The sequence below is a fragment of the Streptomyces sp. TBY4 genome, assembly GCF_024213195.1.
Taxonomy (GTDB): Bacteria; Actinomycetota; Actinomycetes; order Streptomycetales; family Streptomycetaceae; genus Streptomyces.
The window spans coordinates 171,096-190,942 of the sequence record NZ_JANAVF010000003.1; the positions used below are offsets into that span (position 1 = coordinate 171,096).

The following is a 19,847-nucleotide window of genomic DNA, read 5'->3' on the forward strand; positions in this document are numbered from 1 at the left end:
GTCCGGAACGGCCCGCGCCGCGAGGCGCGCTCGAAGTGGCCGTTCCGGACCTTCTTTGTTCTCCCCGCACGGCTCACTCTGCCCCCGCCGCACGCCTCGTACCAGTGAATTTCCCTGCGTCAGCCGGGCTTCCGGTGCGGATGCGGGTGCCGGGTCAGCGGCCAGGCGAGGAGGCCGACGGCGAGCGCGATGGCGTGGCCGAGGTCGGTGAAGGTGCCGTCGCTGACGAGCGGGAGCCCGAAGAAGGCCACGGCCCCGGCCAGGTAGAACCAGCGCCAGGGGCCGGGCAGGCGGTACGTCAGCACCCCGACGGCGGTCGCGAGTCCGTAGCTGACCCCGATGTCGACGACGTGGACCATGCTGCGCGGGGCGCGGTGGTCCTCGATGGCCATCAGGACCAGCTTCTGGCTGATCAGGGTGGCCGTGATGTGTCCGGTCGCGACGATGAAGAGCCAGCGCAGGGTGCCGAGCCAGCGCTCTACATTGGCGTGGAAGACCTCGAAGAGGACGAAGTAGAGCGGGAGCGAGGCCGGGTTCTCGATCCAGAACGCGCTGCTGAGCAGCGCGCGGACGGGGTGCCGGGCGAGCTCGTGGATATTGCTGCTGTTGCGGTGGAGCAGGACGTGTTCGAGATGATCCGGCACGATCACGACCACGATGCTGGTGACCACGATGATCAGCAGCCATATGTGGGTGCCGGGCGTGGAACGTATCCAGGACCGTACTGGCCTGGACGGCTCGGGCCCGGTGTGCTCGATCATGCACCGATGATCTCGCGCAAAGCTGTGCCCCGCCTGACCGGTGGGCCGGGCGGGGCACTGTTTCACGTGAAACATTCGGCGCGGGCGTCGCCGGGACGCCGGTGCGGAGGTCCTACTCCTCGCCCGCCAGGGTCAGGCGGCGGAGCTTCTGGCCCGCGTAGAAGGTGGCGCCGACGGTGACCGCGACGAGCAGGATCACCGCGGTGGGCAGCCCGACGGTGGCGTCCACGTACCCCTCGCCCGCGACCTTCTGCGCGAGGGCCAGCGACCACTGCTGGACGCTGAGGGTCTTGGCGCCGTCGACGAGGCTGCCGAAGAGCGACTCCCAGATCAGGGCGTAGACCAGGCCGAAGACGACCGCATGCCGGCTGACGGTGCCCAGCAGCAGGAACAGGGCGCTGTAGGCGACCGAGGCGACGAGGGCGGCGACGGTGTAGGCCACCGCGATCTGCTGGCCGTTGCCGTTGAGGATGAAGCCGGCGATCAGGGTGGGGATCGCCGAAAAGACCATGGTGACCGCGATCGCGACGGTCAGCTTCGTCAGGATGATCGTCGGGCGCTTCACCGGCTTCGAGAGCAGGTAGACGATCGAGCCGTCGTCGATCTCCGGGCCGATGGCGCCGGTGCCGGCGATGACGCCGATCAGGGGGACCATCGTGGCCAGGGCGAACCCGCCGAGGAGGTCGGCGGCGACCTTGTCGTCGAGCCCGGTGAAGGCGCGCACGGCGATGGAGATGGCGATCAGCAGGACCGGCAGCGCGCAGAGGATCAGCGCGCGGCGGCGGCCGAGCAGGGCCCGGTAGGTGAGCCGGGCAACGGTGGGGTTGTACATGGGTGCCAGCTCCTTCAGGCCGCGACGAGGTAGGAGAAGACCGACTCGAGGGACTCGTCGGAGGGCGAGACCGTCAGCAGCCGGATGCCGTGCTCGCGGGCGACCCGCGGCAGCAGCTCGGTGAAGCGCCCGAAGTCGACGGCCTGGATGCGCAGGGCGCCTTCCTTGAGGTCCACCTCGATCCCGGCGGTGGACGGGTCGGCGATCAGGGCCGCGGCGAGGGCCCGGTCGTCGGAGGAGCGGATGAGGTAGCGGTGCGGGCGGTCCGTCATCAGGCGGCGGATCTTGCGGAAGTCGCCGGAGGCGGCGTGCCGGCCGGCGACGACCACCTCGATGTGGGAGGCGAGCTGTTCGACCTCCTCCAGGATGTGCGAGGAGAACAGCACGGTGCGGCCCTCGTCGCCCATGCGCCGCAGCAGCTCCATGAGCTGCATGCGCTGGCGCGGGTCCATGCCGTTGAACGGCTCGTCGAGCAGGAGCACCGAGGGGTCGTGGACCAGGGCGGAGGCCATCTTCACGCGCTGGCGCATGCCCTTGGAGTACGTGGAGATCTTGCGGTCCTGCGCGTACTCCATCTCCACCGTGGCCAGGGCCCGCTGGGCGGCCGCCTCGTCGAGGCCGTGCAGTTCGGCGTTGGCGACGACGAACTCCGTGCCGGTGAGGAAGTCGTACATGGCCTCGCGCTCGGGCACGACGCCGATCTGCTTGTAGACCTGCTCGTTCTGCCAGATCGGGGTGCCGTCGAGAGTGACGGTGCCCGTGGAGGGGGCGAGGAAGCCGCCCATCATGTTGATGAGGGTGGACTTGCCGGCGCCGTTGGGGCCCAGCAGGCCGGTGACTCCGGGACCGATGCGCATGGTCACGTCGTTGACGGCGACGACGTTCCCGAACCAGCGGGAGGTGTGGTCGATGTCGATGATGCTCATGGGCGCAGCCCATTCCTTAGAGGGGTGGTGGCGGGCGACGGGTGGGAGCTCACAGCCCGGCCTTCCGGTAGCGGGCCATCAGGGCGGCGTAGGAGCCGGCGATGAGGCCGAGGATGACGAGCAGGTAGACGAAGCCGGCGCCGGTGCCGGGGCCCTCGCTGCCGGGGAAGCCGGAGTCGGCGCCGAGGAAGGCCGTCTGCAGGCCGTCGATGAGGCTCATCGGGGAGAAGAGGCCCAGCCACTCGATGCCCCCGGTCGAGCCCGTCTCGTAGGCGATGGCCTGGACTGCGGAGACGGCGCCGTAGGGGATCAGGAGCACGGCGATGATGGCGGCGACGCCGAAGCCGCGGCGCGGGGTGAGCGCGGCCATGACCAGGCCGAGGCCGGAGAAGAGCAGCGAGAGCAGCAGTACCGACACCAGTGCCTGCCCGAATCCCTTGGTCTGGTCGGCGAAGTCGAACTTCGCCAGGAGCGAGCCGATCCACATGATCAGCAGCGGAGTGGCAGTCAGGATGAACAGGGCCGAGGCCATGGCCGCGAACTTGGCCACGACGTAGTCGACGCGCTCGATGGGCCGCGAGAAGTAGAGCGGCACCGTCTTGAAGCGCAGGTCCCGCGAGACGGACTGCGGCGCCTGGGAGGCCAGGTAGAGGTAAACGATCACCTGGGTGGTCATGGCGTACGTCGTGTACTTGATCGGCAGCGAGGTCGAGCCGGGCACCGTGATGGCGACCGCGACGAGGATCAGCGCGGGAACGCACATCACCGCGAAGAGCAGCATCGGCAGCACCTTGGACTTGGCCGAGCGGCCGAGTCCGTAGGCGCCGCGCAGGGACTGCGCGAACAGCGACTTGCGGGCGTAGGAGCGGCCGAGCCGGGGGCCGTCGTAGGACCGGTAGCCGATGTTGTGGATCTGGGTCGAGGTGTCAGGCGCCATCGGAACCGGCTCCCTTCTGCTGGGTGGCGGCCCAGGCGGTGGCCTGGGCGGACTGGGCTGCGAACTGCTCGGCCCGGGCGGCCGCCGCGTCGCTGTCGCGGAAGACCTCCGCGATCTGGTGGCGGCGCTGTTCCATGCGGACCAGGCCGATGCCGAGATCGGCGACGGTGTCGCGGACGAGGTCGTACGTGGCCTCGCCGGTGGCCTCGACCAGGAGGATGTGGCCGGCTCCGGGCAGGCCCTGCTCCTCGCCGGCGTGCAGCGTCACCCCCGCCTCGGCGAGCGCCTTGCGCAGGGCGGCGGTGCCGTCCGGGTGGGCGTCGGAGTCGGTGACCTCGACCGCGAGGGTCGTGGTGGTCTGGGTGAAGTCGCTGGTGGAGCTGGAGCGCAGCAGCTTGCCGCCGTCGACGACCACGACGTGGTCGCAGGTCCGCTCCAGCTCGCCGAGCAGGTGGGAGGTGACCAGGACCGAGATGCCGAAGTCGGTGTAGACGCGGCGGATCAGGCCCAGCATCTCGTCGCGGCCGACCGGGTCGAGGCCGTTGGTGGGCTCGTCGAGGAGGACCAGCTGCGGGTCGTGGACCAGCGCCTGGGCGAGCTTGACGCGCTGCTTCATGCCGGTGGAGTAGCCGCCGATGGGGCGGTAGCGCTCCTCGTACAGCCCCACGTGGCGCAGCGTGTCCGCGGTGCGCTCACGGGCGGCGGTCGGCGGGAGCCCGGACATGCGCGCCATGTGCACGACGAACTCGGTGGCCGAGACGTCGGGTGGCAGGCAGTCGTGTTCGGGCATGTAGCCGACGCGCTCGCGGATCGCGCTGCCATGGGTGGCTACGTCGAGTCCGAGCACGGCGGCAGTGCCCTCGGTGGCGGGGGAGAGTCCCAGCAGAATCTTGATCAGCGTGGACTTGCCGGCTCCGTTGGCGCCCACGAGCCCGGTAACGCCGGGCCCGATGTCCAGGGAGAGCCGGTCGAGGGCGGTCACTCGGGGGTACCGCTTGCTCAGGCTTTCGGTCGCGATGACAGTCACGTGGACGACGTTAGTGGCGCACGGAGCGCGGATCGTCAGACCTGGAGCTCGATCCGGTCTCCGCCTTCAGGACTACGGACCCCGACATAAGGCTGACGTAGGGCTGATGCGTACCGGACAAGTTTGTCCACAGGTCCGTGCACGGGCCTTGACGTGATCTCCGGTCATTGTCACATTCATCAGTGTCAAGTTACGGGCGCGTACGGCTACATGGACGGACGGCTGGCATGGCTGGGGACACCAGGCAACGCACGAAGCGACGCACCGAGGAGCTCTCCGCCGAGCTGCGCGGGTTCAAGGAGGTGCAGCGCCTCTCCTACGAGTGCGCGGAGGCCGTCGCGGCGCAACTGCGCCCCGGCGTGACCGAGCGCGAAGCCGCGCGGATGCAGCGCGACTGGCTGCGCGAGCGCGGGGTGCGGGACTGGTTCCACATGCCGTTCGCGTGGTTCGGGGACCGGACCGCCTTCACCGGCTTCAAGATCCCCCTGCAGTTCTTCCCGACGAACCGGGCCCTGGAGCCGGGGATGCCCTTCATCCTCGACATGGCCCCCGTCTACAAGGGCCACACCGCGGACATCGGGTACTCGGGCAGCCTCGGCCTCAACCCGGTGCAGGACCGGCTCATGTCCGATCTGCGGGCACACCGCACACTGATCCTCGACCAGGTCCGCGAGCGCCGCTCCCTGCGCGACATCTACGAGGAGGTGGAGCGGCTGATGATCCGCCAGGGGTACACGAACCGGCACCGGGCCTACCCCTTCGGGGTCATCGCGCACAAGATAGACCGGGTCAGGGAGCGGAGCTGGGCCCCGACCGCGTTCGGGTTCGGCACCCAGGCCCTGAAGGGGCTGGCCTCCGATGCCCTGCGCGGCCACCGCGAGGGCTGGTCCCCGCTGTGGAGCCCCTACCGCTTCTCCGACCACCCGCCGCAGCCCGGTCTGTGGGCGGTGGAACCGCACCTGGGCTTCCGGGGCACCGGCGCGAAGTTCGAGGAGATCCTGGTCGTCACCGACTCCCGGGACCCCGAGGAGAGCGCGTACTGGCTGGACGACGATCTGCCGCACGTGCGGCGCTGGGCTGAGGAGAAGGCGGCATGAGCGCAATGACGGACGCTGGCCTGGCGGGCGCGCGCGAGCGCTGGGTGAGTACCGGCGGGGTCGAGCTGTGCGTCGCCGAACTCGGCGACACGGACCGGCCGACCGTGGTCCTGGTGCACGGGTACCCGGACAGCAAGGAGGTCTGGTCCCAGGTCGCCGAGCAGCTGGCCTCCCGGTTCCACGTCGTGCTCTACGACGTACGGGGACACGGGCGCTCCACCGCACCGCGGCCGCTGCGCGGCGGGTTCACCCTGGAGAAGCTGACCGACGACTTCCTCGCGGTCGTGGACGCGGTCAGCCCGGACCGCCCGGTGCACCTGGTCGGCCACGACTGGGGCTCCGTGCAGGGCTGGGAGTTTGCGACGGTCGCCCGGACCGAGGGCCGGATCGCCTCCTTCACCTCGATGTCGGGGCCCTCCCTGGACCACTTCGGACACTGGATCAAGAAGCGGATGGCCCGGCCCACCCCGCGCCGGGCGGCCCAGCTGCTGAACCAGGGCGCCAAGTCCTGGTACGTGTACATGCTGCACACGCCCGTGCTGCCGGAGCTCGCCTGGCGCGGCCCGCTCGGCAAGCGCTGGCCCAAGCTGCTCCAGCGGGTGGAGGGGATACCGGCCGGGGACTATCCCACGGCCTCCCTGCCCTCCGACGCCGCACACGGCGCCTGGCTCTACCGGGACAACGTCCGGCCGCGGCTGCGCCGGCCGCGCGCCGACGCGTACGCCCACGTACCGGTCCAGCTGATCACCCCCACCGGGGACGCCTTCCTCTCCGAGCGGCTCTACGACGAGGTGGAGCTGTGGGCGCCGGACCTGGTGCGGCGCACCCTGCCGGCCAAGCACTGGGTGCCGCGGACCCGGCCCGACCAGCTGGCCGCGTGGATCACCGAGTTCGTCACCGCCCGGGAGGAGCCCGCCGCGCGGACGCCGGAGCAGAGGGCCCCGGGGAAGTACGCGGACCGTTTCGGCGGCCAGTTGGTCCTGGTCACCGGAGCAGCCAGCGGCATCGGCCGGGCCACCGCCTTCGCGTTCGCCGAGGCCGGTGCCCGCGTGGTGTGCGTGGACCGGGACGCCGACGGCGCTGCCCGCACCGCGGACATGGCCCGCCTGGTCGGAGCGCCGCAGGCCTGGGGCGAGGGCGTCGACGTCAGCGACGAGCAGGCCATGGAGAAGCTCGCCGAGAAGGTCGCCTCCGAGTACGGGATCGTGGACGTCCTGGTCAACAACGCCGGGATCGGCCTGTCGGGCCCGTTCCTGGACACGACCTCCGAGGACTGGAAGAAGGTCCTCGACGTCAATCTCTGGGGCGTCATCCACGGCTGCCGGCTCTTCGGCCGGCAGATGGCCGAGCGCGGGCAGGGCGGACACATCGTCAACACCGCCTCCGCCGCCGCCTACCTGCCGTCCAGGACGCTGCCCGCGTACAGCACCTCCAAGGCGGCGGTGCTGATGCTCAGCGAATGCCTGCGGGCCGAGCTGGCCTCGAAGTCGATCGGGGTGTCGGCGATCTGCCCCGGCATCGTCAACACCAACATCACCGCCACCTCCCGCTTCGCCGGAGTGGACGAGGCGGAGGAGAAGCGGCGCCAGCAGAAGTCCTCCCGGCTCTACGGCCTGCGCAACTTCCCGCCGGAGAAGGTCGCGGACGCGATCCTGCTCGCGGTCGTGAAGAACCAGGCCGTGGTCCCGGTGACCCCCGAGTCCAAGGGCGCCCTGTGGATGTCCCGGTTCGCGCCCGGCACGCTGCGGCGGATCGCGAGACTGGAGCCCAGGCTGTGAGCGGGGCGGTCGCCGGCAAGGGCCCCGGCAAGGGCGCCGGGTACGCGATCGCGCCGCGCCGGGTGGCCTTCGACTGGAGGACCACCCCGCTGCACTGGATACCGGACGAGCCCACCGCCACCCACGTCATCAACGTGCTGCACCTGCTGCTGCCGGCGGGTGAGCGGTGGTTCGTGAAGGTCTTCAAAGAGGGCCTGCCCCTGGTCACGGACCCGAAGCTGCGCAGCGACGTGAAGGGGTTCATGGGCCAGGAGGCCACGCACAGCGTGCAGCACTCCTACGTCCTGGACCACCTCGCCGAGCAGCGCCTGCCCACCGAGGCGTACACGAAGTACGTGGACTTCCTCTTCGAGAAGCTGCTGGGGGAGACCCCGCCGTTCGGTGCCCCGGTCACGGCGCAGGAGTGGCTGCGCTTCCGGCTCTCGCTGATCGCCGCGATCGAGCAGTTCACGGCGGTCCTCGGGGACTGGGTGCTCGGAGCCGAGGGGCTGGACGCGGCCGGGGCGGACGAGATCATGCTCGACCTGCTGCGCTGGCACGGCGCGGAGGAGGTGGAGCACCGCTCCGTCGCCTTCGACATGTACCAGCACTGCGGCGGCGCGGGCCTGCCCCGCTACGTCCGGCGGGTCGGGGGCATGGCCGTGGTCACCCCGGTCCTGGGCTGGCTGTGGATCGCGGGGGCCTCGTACCTCCTGCGCAACGACCCCGAACTGCGCGGTCGGACCCGCTATTCGCTGCGGGAGCACAACCGGGCCGTGGCCAAGGGTCTGCTGCCCACTTGGAGAGAGCTCGGCACGGCCATACCCCGCTACCTGCGGCGGTCGTACCATCCCTCGCAGGAGGGCTCGCTGCGCAGGGCGGTCGAGTACCTCGCGGCTTCACCTGCCGCCCGGTCAGCTGCGGGCGCGGTCGGCCGAGCCGCCATGTCGTAGGGAGCCGGGATTGTCCGATCAGGCAGTAGCCGAGTACCGGATCGAGGATCTGGCGCACCACAGCGGTGCGACCGTCCGCACGATCCGGGCGTACCAGGACCGCGGTCTGCTGCCGAAGCCGGAGCGGCGAGGCCGTTCCAACGTCTACCGGGACACGCATCTGGCGCGGCTGCGCCAGATCGCCGACCTGCTGGACCGCGGGTACACCCTGGCCTCCATCAAGGAGCTGCTGGAGGCCTGGGACGCGGGACGCGGGCTCGGCGGGGTCCTCGGGCTGGTGGCCGAGGTGCACGGGCCGTGGACGGACGAGGAGGCGGCCCGGATAAGCCGGGACGAGCTGAACGAACGGTTCGGCGGCGAGCCCGACGACGAGGCGGTGGGCGAGGCGTGCGAACTGGGCGTGCTGGAGCGGATCCCGGGGCGCCCGGACCAGTTCCTCGTACCGTCCCCGCAGGAGCTGTCCGTGGCCGCCGAGCTGTACGCCGCCGGGGTGCCGCTGCCCGCGATCACCGGTCACCTGCGGGAGCTGCGCGGGCACGTGGAGCTCATCGCCTCGCGCTTCCTGGAATTCACCACGGAGCACGTCTTCGCCCGGTACCTGGGCGCGGTCCCGCCGACGGACTCCGACGCGGCCGAGGCGGCGACGATGGTACGGAGACTGCGGCCACTGGCGCAGCAGACGGTGGACGCGGAACTGGCGCGGGCGATGCGCCTCTTCGCGACCCGGCACCTCCAGCGCCACCTCGGGGCCGTCGGAACCCCGCAGCCCACCGGGCCGGCCCCCGTGGCCCTGCCCGCGGAGACCGTGCGGGCGGTGCAGGAGCTGGTGGGGCCCGACCATGTGGCGGAGTTCGTCCGGGCCGCCACGGAGCGGGAGTTGCAGGCCCGGACGATGAACGATCTGGCCAGCCGCGGCGGCCGGTAGTGCTCGCTCAGTAGTCCACAGGCCGGATCACGCTTTTGTCGGCGAAACCGGCGCAAAGGGCTGTGGACAAGTGCGGCCGTCCTGTGGGGAACCCGTCCCGGAGGGTCAGCCGACGGCCTGGTAGGCCGGTCCGGGAGCGCTGCTTTCGGCCACCGGGGCGGCGGGGCCGGTGTTGGCCGCAGCAGCGGCCTTGGCGGTGCCGGCGGCTGCCCGGCGGGTGTTCCCGTAGAGCACGGCCGCGAGGACCAGACCGAGGATCCCGCCGAGGAGCTGGGCGGCGACGAACCCGGGCAGCGACTGCGGGGCGATGCCGGTGAAGGAGTCGCTGAAGCTGCGCCCGATGGTGCCGGCCGGGTTGGCGAAGGACCCGGAGGAGGTGAACCAGATCGCGGCGGCGATGTAGGCGGCGACCGCGGCCGGGATCAGCTTCGGCCGGCCGATGCGGCCGAGGCCCTGGATCACCAGGACCAGTCCGGCGGTGGCCACAACCTCCCCGACGAGCAGGTGTCCGCCGTCGCGGACCTGGGTGGAGAAGGCTCCGGGGACGCGGCCGAACATCGTTTCCGCGAGGACCGCGCCGGCTATGGCCCCGGCGGTCTGGGCCGCCACGTAGACCAGGGCCTCCCGGCCGTCGACCCCTTCGCCGCCGCTGCGGCGCCCCCACCAGTCCGTGAGGGTGACCACCGGGTTGAGGTGGGCGCCCGAGAGCGGCCCGAAGAGCGTGATGATCAGCCCGAGCCCGATGGCCGAGGCGAGCGAGTTGGCGACCAGGGCCACACCCGTGTCCGAGGTGAGCGACGCGGCCTGGATTCCCGATCCGATGACGACCACGAGGAGGGCGGCGGTGCCGACGAGCTCGGCGGTCGCACGCCGCGACAGAGACGCACTGTTTGTCATACTTTTCTTCCCCTTGAGTGGCAGTTCAGCGGAAAATGTATTCCGTATCTTGGAAACGCGATAGGGGGAGTCCATGTTCGGGAGAACGGCGAAAAATCACTGCGCGGGACCCGGCCGAGCCGTCACGCTGGGCGAATGGATGACAAGCGCACCGTGAAGGTGTCCAAATACGTCTCGAAACACCTCCGCCATCAGCCGGAACGCATCGGACTGGTGCTCGACCCGCACGGCTGGGTGGAGATCGACGATCTTCTGAGCGCCGCGGCCGCCCACGGCTTCCCCATCAGCCGGGCCGAGCTCGACCACGTGGTCGCCGCCAACGACAAGCAGCGGTACGCCGTCGACGGCAGCCGGATCCGCGCCAGCCAGGGACACACCGTCCCCGTGGACCTGGGCCTGCCGGAGGCGGAACCGCCCGCGTACCTCTACCACGGCACCGTCGCGGCCGCCCTGGACGCGATCCGCGCCGAGGGGCTGCGCCCGATGGCCCGCCACCACGTCCACCTCTCCCCGGACCGGGAGACCGCGACCCGCGTCGGCGCACGGCGCGGCCGGCCCATCGTCCTCTCCGTGGACGCGGGAGCGATGCGCGCCGCGGGGCACGTCTTCCGGATCAGCGCCAATGGGGTCTGGCTGGTGGACTCCGTGCCGCCGCAATTCCTGCGGTTCCAATAAACCGGGGTCTTCGGGTATCCGGGCCTCCAGGTCTCCGGGTCTCAGAGGCCCCGGAATTCACCGGGGGATTGTCAGATGATCCCCCTAGTCTGTTCCTCACTCCGGGATCTGTGAGGGGGGTACCTCGCGGTCGCCGAACAACCCGTACCAGCACGCGAGGTGACGCCCCATGACGTCCGAAGAGCCCCATCCGAACACCTTCCAGGTCGACCTGCGCGGCCTGGTCGACCTGCTCTCCCACCACCTCTACTCCAGCCCCCGCGTCTACGTCCGCGAGCTCCTCCAGAACGCCGTCGACGCCGTCACCGCACGCCACGCCCTCGATCCCGGGGCCGAGATCCGCATCCGCCTGTCGGCGACCGGAAACCGGGTCACCATCGAGGACAGCGGCATCGGCCTGACCGCCGACGAGGCCCACTCCCTCCTCGCCACCATCGGCCGCAGCTCCAAGCGCGGGGGCCCGCACGGCCTGGAGACCACCCGTCAGGAGTTCCTCGGCCAGTTCGGCATCGGGCTGCTCGCCTGCTTCGTCGTCGCCCGCGAGATCCGCGTGGTCACCCGCTCCGCCCGTGATCCGCTGGCCGCGCCCGTCGAATGGCTGGCCACGGACGACGGCTCGTACACCGTCCGCGAACTCCCCTCCGACGCCCGCCCGGAGCCCGGCACCACCGTCGTGCTGGAGGCCCGCCCCGGCGCCGAGGAGTGGACCGTCCCGGCCAAGGTCGAGCAGCTGGCCCGCGACTACGGCTCCCTGCTGCCCTACGACATCACCTTCGACGACGGCTCCGCCGCCGGACCCCGCCCGGTCACCGACCGGCCCGCCGTCTGGGACCGGCCCTTCCCCACCCCGGCGGCCCGCCGGGTCGCGCTCGCCGGGCACTGCGCGCAGCTCTTCGGTTTCACCCCGCTCGACAGCATCGACCTCGACCTGCCCGTGGCCGGAGTGCGCGGAGTCGCGTACGTCCTGCCCGAGCCGACCAGCCCCGCGCACCGGCCCGGACACCGCGTCCACCTCAAGGGCATGCTGCTGACCGACAAGGCCGACAACCTGCTGCCCGACTGGGCGTTCTTCGTCCGCGCCGTCCTCGACACCGACACCCTGCGGCCCACCGCCTCCCGCGAGAACCTGTACGACGACGAGACGCTGGCCGCCGTCCGCGAGGCCCTCGGCGCCCGCGTCCGCGCCTGGCTCGCCGAGCTCGCCGCGAGCGAACCCGAGCGGCTGGCCGCGTTCCTGAGCGTCCACCACCTCGGGGTGAAGTCGATGGCCCGGCACGACGCAGAGCTGCTCGGCCTGATGCTGCCCTGGCTGCCGTTCGAGACCAGCGACGGTTCGATGAACCTGGAGGAGTTCACCGCCGCGCACACCGAGATCCACTTCACCCGGACCGTGGAGGAGTTCCGCCAGATCGCCCCGATCGCGGCGGCCCACGGCCTCGGGGTCATCAACGCCGGCTACACCTACGACGCCGACCTGCTGGCCCTGCTGCCCGCCGTACGGCCGGAGCTCAAGGTCACCGAGCTCGACGCGGGAGCCGTCACCGAACGCCTCGACCCGGTGCCGACCTCCGCCGAACTCGCCCTGGCCCCCTTCCTGTCCACGGCCCGCACCCGTCTGGAACCCCAGAGCTGCGACGTCGTGCTGCGCGCCTTCCAGCCCGCCGCCGTGCCCGCGCTCTACCTCGACGACCGCCAGGCCCGTCAGGAGCGCGACCGCACCGCCGCCCTCGAAACCGCCGACTCGCTGTGGAGCGGCATCCTCGGCTCCCTGCGCGGCTCAGCCCCGCGCGCCCGCCTCGTGCTCAACCACAACAACCCGCTCGTCCGCCGGATCGCCGCCCTCCCCGACGAGGCCCTGACCGCCACGGCCGTCGAATCGCTGTACGGCCAGGCCCTGCTGAGGTCGCAGCGGCCACTGCGCGCAGCCGACACCACCCTGCTCAACCGGGCCTTCCTCGGGCTCCTGGAATGGGCGACGCACGCCGTCACCGACACGGACAGCACCGACACCCAGGGGGAGCACAAGTGAGCACGATGACACGCGAGGAGATCGAGCGCGGACTGGCCGAGAACCGCCAGGCTCCGGGCGGGACCGCACGCAACGCGCACGCCGAGGCCCTGTCGACCGCCGCCGAGGCGACCGGGGACCGCCCGCTGTTCCGTGCGGCACTGGACAACCTGATCAACGCCTACCTGTACAGCTCCGAGTCCCCGAAGATGCTCGTCCCCTTCGCCCGGCTGCTCCAGGAGTACGACAAGGACCCCGGCGCCTTCGACGAGTGGGACGCCCACTCGCTGTTCTGGCAGTTCAAGTGGATCGCCAGCGCCATCGGCCACTCTCCCGAGATCCCGCTGGAGTCGGCCGCCGGCTGGCTGGACGAGATGGAGCGCCGCTACCGGATCGCCGGCTACAGCGAGCGTCCCGTGCGCGAGGCCGAGCTCTGGCTCGCCGACGCGACCGGCGACGACGAGCGGGCCGGACGCGCCTACGCCCGCTGGCAGGCCGCCGACCGCGACGACATGAGCGACTGCCACGCCTGCGAACTGAACAGCCAGGGCCACTACGCCATGATGCGCGGGGACGACGCCGAGGCGCTGGGGGTGTGGCAGCCGGTGCTGTCCGGTGAGCAGACCTGCGCCGAGGAGCCCCACCGGGTCCTGGCCACCTCGCTGCTGCCGCTGGTACGGCTCGGCCGGTTCGACGAGGCCCGTTCGGCCCATCTGCGCGGGTACCGCCTGGCCCGGGACAAGGAGAGCCTGCTCCCCTCGGTGGGACGGCACATCGAGTTCTGCGCGCTCACCGGGAACGAGTCCCGGGGCCTGGAGATCCTGGCCGAGCACGCGGCGCACGTGGCCCCCCTCGCCAACCTCTCCGACCAGCTGGCCTTCCACGGCGGGGTCCTCGTCCTGCTGCGCCGGCTGACGGAGCTGGGCCACGGGCAGAGCCCCGCCGTCCCCTACGAGGGCAGCCCGCGCACCGTGTCCGAGCTGTACGAGGTGCTGCGCGCGGGCTCGCTCGACATCGCCCGGCGGTTCGACGCCCGCAACGGCTCCCCGCGCGTCTCGGAGCGGTTCCTCGCGCGGATCGGCGCGGCCCCGCTGACCGCGGTCCTGCCGCTGGGCGTACGGAGCTCCGCGCTCGCGGCGCTCCCGCAGCCGAGCCCTGCCCCGAGCGCCGCTCCGGTGCCCGAGGCGGCGCCGGCCGAGGGCTTCGCGGAACTCGTGGCCCGGGCCCGGGCCGCACGCGACCTCGGGCACCCCGGCGCGGACGCCCTCTGGCAGCAGGTGGCCCTGCGCCCCGAGGCGGCGGACGGATCCGATCCGCTGGCCGCCGCCGATGTGGCGGACCACCGGTCCCTGGCGGCCGCCCGGGCCGGCGCCGGCAACGCCGCGGAACTGCTGGCCGGCGTAGGCGAGCGCTACCGGGAGCTGGGGCTCGCGGAGCGCGCCGCCCTGGCCGACCTGCGGCTGGCGACCCTGGCCGGGCAGTCGGGCGCGAAGCCGGGGGAGCTGCGCGAGCTGCTGGCCGTCGCCCTGCGCTCCGCCGAGGCGCTGGAGGCGGACGAGCCGCTGCGGACCCGGCGGATCGCCCTCGCGGAACTGACCGGGATCCGGGTGGAGTCGTACCTCCGGTCGGTCGAGGCCGCCGAGGACCCCGAACACGGGCACGGCCACGGGCACGGCCACGGCGGGATGGCCGACGAGCTGGCCGCCTTCGCCGAGGCCTACGCCGAGGCCCTGCCCGACCTCGCGGCGGAGGCCGAGGAGACGCTGGGCCGGCTCGCCCTCTCGCAGGGAGACCCGGAGCGTGCCGTGACCCTGCTCGCCGGATCCGCCGACCGCTCGGCGGCCGCCGGCCGGCCGTGGCTCGCCGTGGACCCCCTCGTGCTGCGGGCCGGCGTGCTGATGTCGCTGGACCGCACGGCGGAGGCCGAGGAATCGGCCCGCGCCGGGCTGGCGCACGCCGCCGAGCTGACCGACGCCGAGACGCAGGGCGTCGTACGGCTCACCCTGGCCGACATCCTGCTGGGGCGCGGCGAGGCCGGCGCGGAGGCCGCGCGGCACGCTCTGGAGGCGGCGCACTGGTTCGACCAGGCCGGGCTCACCGCCGACGGCGGGGCCCATGCCCGGCTGCTGCTCGCCCGGTGCCACGCCCGCGAGGGCCGCACCGCCGAGGCCTCCGAGGTGCTGCGGTCGACGCTGCCGGACCTGCTGGAGCACGGTGAGGGCCAGGCCGTCTCCGTACGGGAGTTCCTGGGCGACCTGCTGCGCGACCTGAACGACCACCGGGGCGCGGCCGAGCAGTACCTGCTGGCGGCAGGGCTCACGGAGGACTGGGAGGACCCGCGCCCGCAGGCGCACTTGGCCCAGGCCGCCGCCGATCAGCTCTCGGAGGCGCAGCTGGTGCCGGAGGCGGTCGCGGCGTACGAGCGGGCCCTCGAACTGCGCGGCCGGTCGAAGGACGCGCCGGTCGCCGAGGTACGGATCCTGCGCTCGCTGGCCTGGCTGGGGCTGCGCGGGGAGGTCACCGACGCGGCGGTGGCACGGGCCCGGACCCGGATGGACGCGGCGGCCGAGGTGCTGACCACCGTGCTGGCCGGGGCGCCCGAGGACGTCGAGGCACGGGCCGAGCTCGCCGAGACCTGGAACCAGCTCGCCCAGGTCCTCGACCGCCGGGTCCGCGCCGACGAGGAGGCCGACGAGGAAGAGGAGGGGAGCGGGGAGGAACTGGGCGCGGCCGAACTGGAGGCGCTGCGGCTGGAGGAGATCCTGCTCTGGGAGCGGGCGGCCGCCCTCCACGCGGAGCTCGGCCCGGAGCACCTGCAGGCCCGGTTCCAGTGCGTGAACAACGCGGCCTGGACCGAGCACGAGCTCGGCCGTCCCGAGGCCGGCGCCGCCCGGGTCTCGGCACTGGCGGCCGAGGTCCGCGCGCTGCCCGAGGGCGTGGCCCCGGAATGGCTCCTGGAAAGCGCCGAACGCACCACGGAACACCTGCTGCGCACCTCGTCCTGAGGCGGCGCGCTGCCGTCGCCCCGGAATCCCGGGGCGACGGCAGCGCCGGCGATCCGGCTCAGCCCAGCTGCGCGAGCCCCTCGGTGGCGATCCGCTCGAAGACCTCCTGGTCGGCGGCGAAGTCGGAGTCGGGGATGGGCCAGTGGATCACGAGCTCGGTGAAGCCGAGCTCCTGGTGGCGGCCGGCGAAGTCGACGAAGGCCGCAACCGACTCCAGCGGGCGCCCCCGGTCCGGGGTGAAGCCGGTGAGCAGGATCTTGTCCAGCTCGGCCACCTCCCGGCCGGCCTCCGCGCACGCCTTGCCGAGCTTCTCGACCTGGCCGCGCAGGGCCTGCACGGACTGCTCCGGGGTGCCCTCGTCGAAGATCTTCGGATCACCGGTGGTCACCCACGCCTGCCCGTACCGCGCGGCGAGCTTCAGCCCGCGCGGGCCGGTCGCGGCGACGGCGAAGGGCAGCCGGGGCCGCTGGACGCAGCCGGGGATGTTGAAGGCCTCCTCCGCCGAGTAGAAGGTGCCCCGCTGCGAGACGGAGTCCTCGGTGAGCAGCCGGTCGAGGAGCGGCAGGAACTCCCCGAACCGGTCGGCACGCTCCTTGGGGGTCCACGGCTCCTCCTGGCCGAGCACGGTGGCGTCGAACCCGTTGCCGCCGGCGCCGATGCCCAGCGTGACCCGCCCGCCGGAGATGTCGTCGAGGGAGATCAGTTCCTTGGCGAGCGTCACCGGGTGGCGGAAGTTCGGCGAGGTGACGAGCGTGCCGAGGCGCAGCCGCTCCGTGGCCGTCGCGGCGGCCGTGAGCGTCGGCAGCGCGCCGTACCACGGCCCGTTCCGGAAGGTCCGCCAGGACAGGTGGTCGTAGGTGTAGGCCGCGTGGAACCCCAGTTCCTCGGCCCGCTGCCAGCGTTCGCGTCCCCCTTCGTGCCACCGGTGGACGGGAAGGATCACGGTGCTGAGGCGAAGAGTCATGCCCAGAGCCTACGACCGCCACCCCCGGGCGCCGTCATGATCCGCGCTGGGCCTTGCTCCGCCACAGGGCGCGCAGGACCGCGCCGGCCAGGACTTCGCCCAGCAGTACCGGGTCGCGCTCCGGGTGGTGGGCACCCTCCCGTTCGCACGGCGCGCACAGGGCCATCGCCAGGCTCCCGACCCACTTGGGGTGCGGGCCGCCGCAGGCGTCGCAGTCCGACGCGCGGACTGAAGGGATGAGTACGTCTCCCCCGTGTGATGTCGTCGGAACCGGCACCGGGCCGGCGGCGCGAAGGGCGCGGAACCGGCGAGGAGATCCTTCCACCGCCCACTGACAACCATGTGGCGATGTTTCACGTGAAACATCGCCGACCGCCTGCATGGGCGAAGATGGAGCCGTGACCTCGGCTCCCCAGCGCCCGGACGGGCCAACCCCCGCGACCCGGCTCATCGCCACCGACCTCGACGGCACCCTGCTGCGCGACGACAAATCCGTCTCGGAGCGCACCGTCGCCGCACTCGCCGCCGCCGAGGAGGCCGGCATCGCGGTGTTCTTCGTGACCGGACGCCCGGCCCGCTGGATGGGCGTGGTCAGTGACCACGTTCAGGGCCACGGGCTGGCCATCTGCGCGAACGGCGCCGCCGTCGTCGACCTGCACGCCATCGACCGGCACGCCGCCACCGGGCGGGGTAGCAGCGGGCGGGAGTTCGTCCAGGTCAGGCCGCTGCCCCGGATCACGGCGCTCAAGGTGGTGGAGGCGGTGCGGGCCGCCGCCCCCGGTTCCTCCTTCGCCGTCGAGCTGACCACCGGCATCAACTACGAGCCGCAGTACCCGCCGTTCTTCCAGGACCCGGGCGCCAATGTCGCCACGGCCGAGGAGCTGCTCCACGAGGCCACGGACGACGACGCGGCGCCCGTGCTCAAGGTGCTCGCGCACCACTCCGAGCTGGCTCCGGACGAGTTCCTGGCCCTGGCACGCTCCGTCGCCGGCGCGTACGCCTCGATCACCCGCTCCAGCCCGACCTCGCTGCTGGAGATCAGCGGCCCGGGGGTCTCCAAGGCGAGCACCCTGGCCCTGTGCTGCGAGGAGCGCGGCATCTCGCCGGCCGAGGTGGTCGCCTTCGGTGACATGCCGAACGACGTGGAGATGCTCGGCTGGGCCGGCACCTCGTACGCGATGGGCAACGCCCATCCGGATGTGATCGCCGCAGCGTCGGGCCGTACGGTCGCCAACAACGAGGACGGCGTCGCCCTGGTCATCGAGCGGATCCTGGCCGACCGGACGGCCCGCACCGAGGCGTAGCCAAAGGCGCAGGCGTCGGCACGGCTACAGCGGGGCCTCCCACACCAGGGTGGTCCCGCCCCCGTCCTCGCCGAGGCCGGGGCCGTACGAGCTGGAGCCGCCGAGCGATTCGGCCCGTCGGCGCAGGTTCCGCAGCCCGCTGCGGCGGCCTCCCTCCGGGATGCCCACCCCGTCGTCGGCCACTTCCAGCCGGACCCCGGGCCGCCCGTCCGCCAGGCTGACGGTGGAGTCGAGGACCACCTCGATCCGGGAGGCCTCGGCGTGCCGGAACGCGTTCGACAGGGCCTCGCGCAGGGCGGCGATCAGGTTCTTGCCGACGAGCTCGCCGACGACCGCGTCGATCGGCCCGAGGAACCGGTGCGCGGGCTTGAAGCCCAGCGGCACGGCAGCCATGTTGATCTCCCGCAGGACCCGGGTGCGGAGCCCCGAGGGGGCTTCGGCCGGTCCCTGCTGGAGCGCGAAGATCGCGGTGCGGATCTCCTGGATCGTCACGTCGAGCTCGTCCACGGCCTTGCCCACGCCGTCGCGGACCTCCGGGACGATGGAGCGGCGCTGGGCGCCCTCCAGCATCATCCCGGTGGCGAAGAGCCGCTGGATGACCAGGTCGTGCAGGTCGCGGGCGATCCGGTCGCGGTCCTCGAACACCGCGAGGCGCTCCCGGTCCCGCTGCGCCTCCGCCATCATCAGCGCCAGGGCCGCCTGCGAGGCGAACTGGGTGGCCAGGGTCCGCTCCGCCTCGGTGAACGGCCGCTTCCCGCGCGCCCGCGGCGTGACCAGGGCCCCCAGCACCCGGCCCCCGCTCTGCAGCGGAAGCATCATGCAGGCCCCGTACTGGCTGGTCAGGCGACTGATCATGCGGGGGTCGGAGGCCGCGTCGTCCACGAAGACCGGCTCGCCCTCCAGCAGCCTGGCCACCACCGGGCTCCCGGCCGGGATGACGACGCCGAGCGAGGTGGCCGGGTTGTCGGCGGAGACCGCGACGATCTCCATCCCGCCCTCCTCGGCCGGCAGCATCACGATCCCGGCGGCCGAATCGGCGAGCCGGCGGGCCTGTTCGGCGACGACCGCGAGCGCGTCGTCCGCGTCCCCGCCCGACAGCAGGGCCGTGGTGACGGCCACCGATCCGTCGATCCAGCGCTCGCGCTGGGTGGCGGCCTCGTAGAGCCGGGCGTTGCCGATGGCGATGCCCGCCTCGGTCGCCAGCACCCGGACCATGTGGACGTCGTAGTCGTTGAACTCGCCGCCGCCGTTCTTCTCCGCCAGGTAGAGGTTCCCGAAGATCTCTCCCTGGACACGGATCGGAACGCCGAGGAAGGTCTTCATCGGCGGGTGATGGGCCGGGAAGCCCGCCGAGCGCGGGTCCTTGGTCAGGTCGGCGAGGTGGACCGGGTCGGGGTCGGAGATCAGCGCGCCGAGCAGGCCGCGCTTCCCGTCCGGGCGGTGCCCGATCTTCTTCGCCAGCGCGTCGCTGATGCCGAAGGTGACGAAGTCCGAGAGCCCGCGGCCCTCGGTGTCGACCACGCCGATGGCCGCGTACCGGGCGTCCGCGAGCTCGGCGGCCGTCTCGCAGATCCGGTCCAGCGTGGAGTGCAGTTCGAGGCCGGTGCCCACCGACCGCATGGCCTCCAGGAGCTGCGGCACCCGGGCCGTGAGCTCGGTGGACAGCCCCTGGAGACTCCGGGTGGCGGCGGTGGCGGCCTCCAGCGGGTCGGGCGATTCCGGTGAGGGCTCCGACGGCTGCTCGGGCGTTTCCTGGGACTCCTGCGCTGACATGCCCTT

General features: G+C 72.3%; 17 protein-coding genes. 8 read left to right on the top strand and 9 right to left on the bottom strand.

Translation table 11 applies throughout. The annotated features are described in order from the left end of the window. Window positions 1-119: 119 nt before the first annotated feature. The 5 genes from NLX94_RS08730 to NLX94_RS08750 form a co-directional block, all read right to left on the bottom strand. A complete protein-coding gene (locus tag NLX94_RS08730; protein ID WP_254382042.1) occupies window positions 120-761 on the bottom strand; it encodes a rhomboid-like protein in 642 nt (213 codons plus the stop codon). Between the two features lie 112 nt (window positions 762-873). Then, window positions 874-1,593: an ABC transporter permease gene (locus tag NLX94_RS08735; RefSeq protein ID WP_250738572.1), complete on the bottom strand. Its 720-nt coding sequence runs from the start codon at window positions 1,591-1,593 to the stop codon at window positions 874-876. Window positions 1,594-1,607: 14 nt separating this feature from the next. Further along, window positions 1,608-2,519, bottom strand: a complete 912-nt coding sequence (locus tag NLX94_RS08740; RefSeq protein WP_254382043.1) for an ABC transporter ATP-binding protein — start codon at window positions 2,517-2,519, stop codon at window positions 1,608-1,610. Window positions 2,520-2,568: 49 nt separating this feature from the next. Then, entirely contained in the window at window positions 2,569-3,456 is an 888-nt protein-coding gene (locus tag NLX94_RS08745; protein WP_254382044.1) for an ABC transporter permease subunit, read from the bottom strand. Then, complete coding sequence (locus tag NLX94_RS08750; protein WP_254382045.1) at window positions 3,446-4,483, bottom strand: ABC transporter ATP-binding protein; 1,038 nt, start codon at window positions 4,481-4,483, stop codon at window positions 3,446-3,448. Before NLX94_RS08750 ends, NLX94_RS08745 begins: the two co-directional genes overlap by 11 nt. Before the next feature lie 227 nt (window positions 4,484-4,710). Between NLX94_RS08750 and NLX94_RS08755 the strand changes: the two genes are divergently transcribed. The 4 genes from NLX94_RS08755 to NLX94_RS08770 are packed head-to-tail and all read left to right on the top strand — an operon-like array spanning window position 4,711 to window position 9,215. Then, window positions 4,711-5,580, top strand: coding sequence for a M24 family metallopeptidase (locus NLX94_RS08755; protein WP_254382046.1), 870 nt, complete (start codon window positions 4,711-4,713; stop codon window positions 5,578-5,580). A 5-nt stretch (window positions 5,581-5,585) separates the two neighbouring features. Further along, entirely contained in the window at window positions 5,586-7,358 is a 1,773-nt protein-coding gene (locus tag NLX94_RS08760; RefSeq protein WP_254382411.1) for an SDR family oxidoreductase, read from the top strand. Beyond that, on the top strand, window positions 7,355-8,290 hold the full coding sequence (locus NLX94_RS08765) for a metal-dependent hydrolase (protein WP_254382047.1): 936 nt from the start codon (window positions 7,355-7,357) through the stop codon (window positions 8,288-8,290). Before NLX94_RS08760 ends, NLX94_RS08765 begins: the two co-directional genes overlap by 4 nt. 10 nt (window positions 8,291-8,300) lie before the next feature. Further along, window positions 8,301-9,215: a MerR family transcriptional regulator gene (locus tag NLX94_RS08770; RefSeq protein ID WP_254382048.1), complete on the top strand. Its 915-nt coding sequence runs from the start codon at window positions 8,301-8,303 to the stop codon at window positions 9,213-9,215. Window positions 9,216-9,320: 105 nt separating this feature from the next. Here the strand turns inward: NLX94_RS08770 and NLX94_RS08775 are convergent, their stop codons facing one another. Then, complete coding sequence (locus NLX94_RS08775) at window positions 9,321-10,112, bottom strand: aquaporin (protein ID WP_254382049.1); 792 nt, start codon at window positions 10,110-10,112, stop codon at window positions 9,321-9,323. 135 nt (window positions 10,113-10,247) lie between these two features. On the opposite strand from NLX94_RS08775, the gene NLX94_RS08780 reads away from it, so the two are divergent. The 3 genes from NLX94_RS08780 to NLX94_RS08790 all read left to right on the top strand — a co-directional run bounded on the left by NLX94_RS08780 (window position 10,248) and on the right by NLX94_RS08790 (window position 15,800). Continuing rightward, a complete protein-coding gene (locus NLX94_RS08780; protein ID WP_254382050.1) occupies window positions 10,248-10,787 on the top strand; it encodes an RNA 2'-phosphotransferase in 540 nt (179 codons plus the stop codon). Between the two features lie 169 nt (window positions 10,788-10,956). Next, on the top strand, window positions 10,957-12,816 hold the full coding sequence (locus NLX94_RS08785; protein ID WP_254382051.1) for an HSP90 family protein: 1,860 nt from the start codon (window positions 10,957-10,959) through the stop codon (window positions 12,814-12,816). Next, complete coding sequence (locus NLX94_RS08790) at window positions 12,813-15,800, top strand: tetratricopeptide repeat protein (RefSeq protein ID WP_254382052.1); 2,988 nt, start codon at window positions 12,813-12,815, stop codon at window positions 15,798-15,800. Before NLX94_RS08785 ends, NLX94_RS08790 begins: the two co-directional genes overlap by 4 nt. 58 nt (window positions 15,801-15,858) lie before the next feature. Here the strand turns inward: NLX94_RS08790 and NLX94_RS08795 are convergent, their stop codons facing one another. Both NLX94_RS08795 and NLX94_RS38860 read right to left on the bottom strand, forming a co-directional pair. Further along, entirely contained in the window at window positions 15,859-16,764 is a 906-nt protein-coding gene (locus NLX94_RS08795; protein WP_254382053.1) for an LLM class flavin-dependent oxidoreductase, read from the bottom strand. A gap of 34 nt (window positions 16,765-16,798) precedes the next feature. Next, window positions 16,799-16,930 (bottom strand): hypothetical protein, encoded by a 132-nt coding sequence (locus tag NLX94_RS38860; protein ID WP_302169023.1) that lies wholly within the window; start codon window positions 16,928-16,930, stop codon window positions 16,799-16,801. A gap of 214 nt (window positions 16,931-17,144) precedes the next feature. Between NLX94_RS38860 and NLX94_RS08800 the strand changes: the two genes are divergently transcribed. Continuing rightward, the gene (locus NLX94_RS08800; RefSeq protein WP_254382054.1) at window positions 17,145-18,068 is read left to right on the top strand and encodes an HAD-IIB family hydrolase; all 924 of its coding nucleotides are present in this window, start codon (window positions 17,145-17,147) and stop codon (window positions 18,066-18,068) included. 24 nt (window positions 18,069-18,092) lie between these two features. Here the strand turns inward: NLX94_RS08800 and NLX94_RS08805 are convergent, their stop codons facing one another. Next, window positions 18,093-19,841 (bottom strand): GAF domain-containing sensor histidine kinase, encoded by a 1,749-nt coding sequence (locus NLX94_RS08805; RefSeq protein WP_254382055.1) that lies wholly within the window; start codon window positions 19,839-19,841, stop codon window positions 18,093-18,095. Window positions 19,842-19,847 lie beyond the last annotated feature (6 nt).

Excerpts from the sequence above, each read along its gene's own strand:
- NLX94_RS08730 (WP_254382042.1), bottom strand. The coding sequence starts at position 761 with ATGATCGAGCACACCGGGCCCGAGCCGTCCAGGCCAGTACGGTCCTGG.
- NLX94_RS08735 (WP_250738572.1), bottom strand. The coding sequence starts at position 1,593 with ATGTACAACCCCACCGTTGCCCGGCTCACCTACCGGGCCCTGCTCGGC.
- NLX94_RS08740 (WP_254382043.1), bottom strand. The coding sequence starts at position 2,519 with ATGAGCATCATCGACATCGACCACACCTCCCGCTGGTTCGGGAACGTC.
- NLX94_RS08745 (WP_254382044.1), bottom strand. The coding sequence starts at position 3,456 with ATGGCGCCTGACACCTCGACCCAGATCCACAACATCGGCTACCGGTCC.
- NLX94_RS08755 (WP_254382046.1), top strand. The coding sequence starts at position 4,711 with ATGGCTGGGGACACCAGGCAACGCACGAAGCGACGCACCGAGGAGCTC.
- NLX94_RS08760 (WP_254382411.1), top strand. The coding sequence starts at position 5,586 with ATGACGGACGCTGGCCTGGCGGGCGCGCGCGAGCGCTGGGTGAGTACC.
- NLX94_RS08775 (WP_254382049.1), bottom strand. The coding sequence starts at position 10,112 with ATGACAAACAGTGCGTCTCTGTCGCGGCGTGCGACCGCCGAGCTCGTC.
- NLX94_RS08780 (WP_254382050.1), top strand. The coding sequence starts at position 10,248 with ATGGATGACAAGCGCACCGTGAAGGTGTCCAAATACGTCTCGAAACAC.
- NLX94_RS08785 (WP_254382051.1), top strand. The coding sequence starts at position 10,957 with ATGACGTCCGAAGAGCCCCATCCGAACACCTTCCAGGTCGACCTGCGC.
- NLX94_RS08795 (WP_254382053.1), bottom strand. The coding sequence starts at position 16,764 with ATGACTCTTCGCCTCAGCACCGTGATCCTTCCCGTCCACCGGTGGCAC.
- NLX94_RS38860 (WP_302169023.1), bottom strand. The coding sequence starts at position 16,930 with ATGGCCCTGTGCGCGCCGTGCGAACGGGAGGGTGCCCACCACCCGGAG.
- NLX94_RS08800 (WP_254382054.1), top strand. The coding sequence starts at position 17,145 with ATGGGCGAAGATGGAGCCGTGACCTCGGCTCCCCAGCGCCCGGACGGG.
- NLX94_RS08805 (WP_254382055.1), bottom strand. The coding sequence starts at position 19,841 with ATGTCAGCGCAGGAGTCCCAGGAAACGCCCGAGCAGCCGTCGGAGCCC.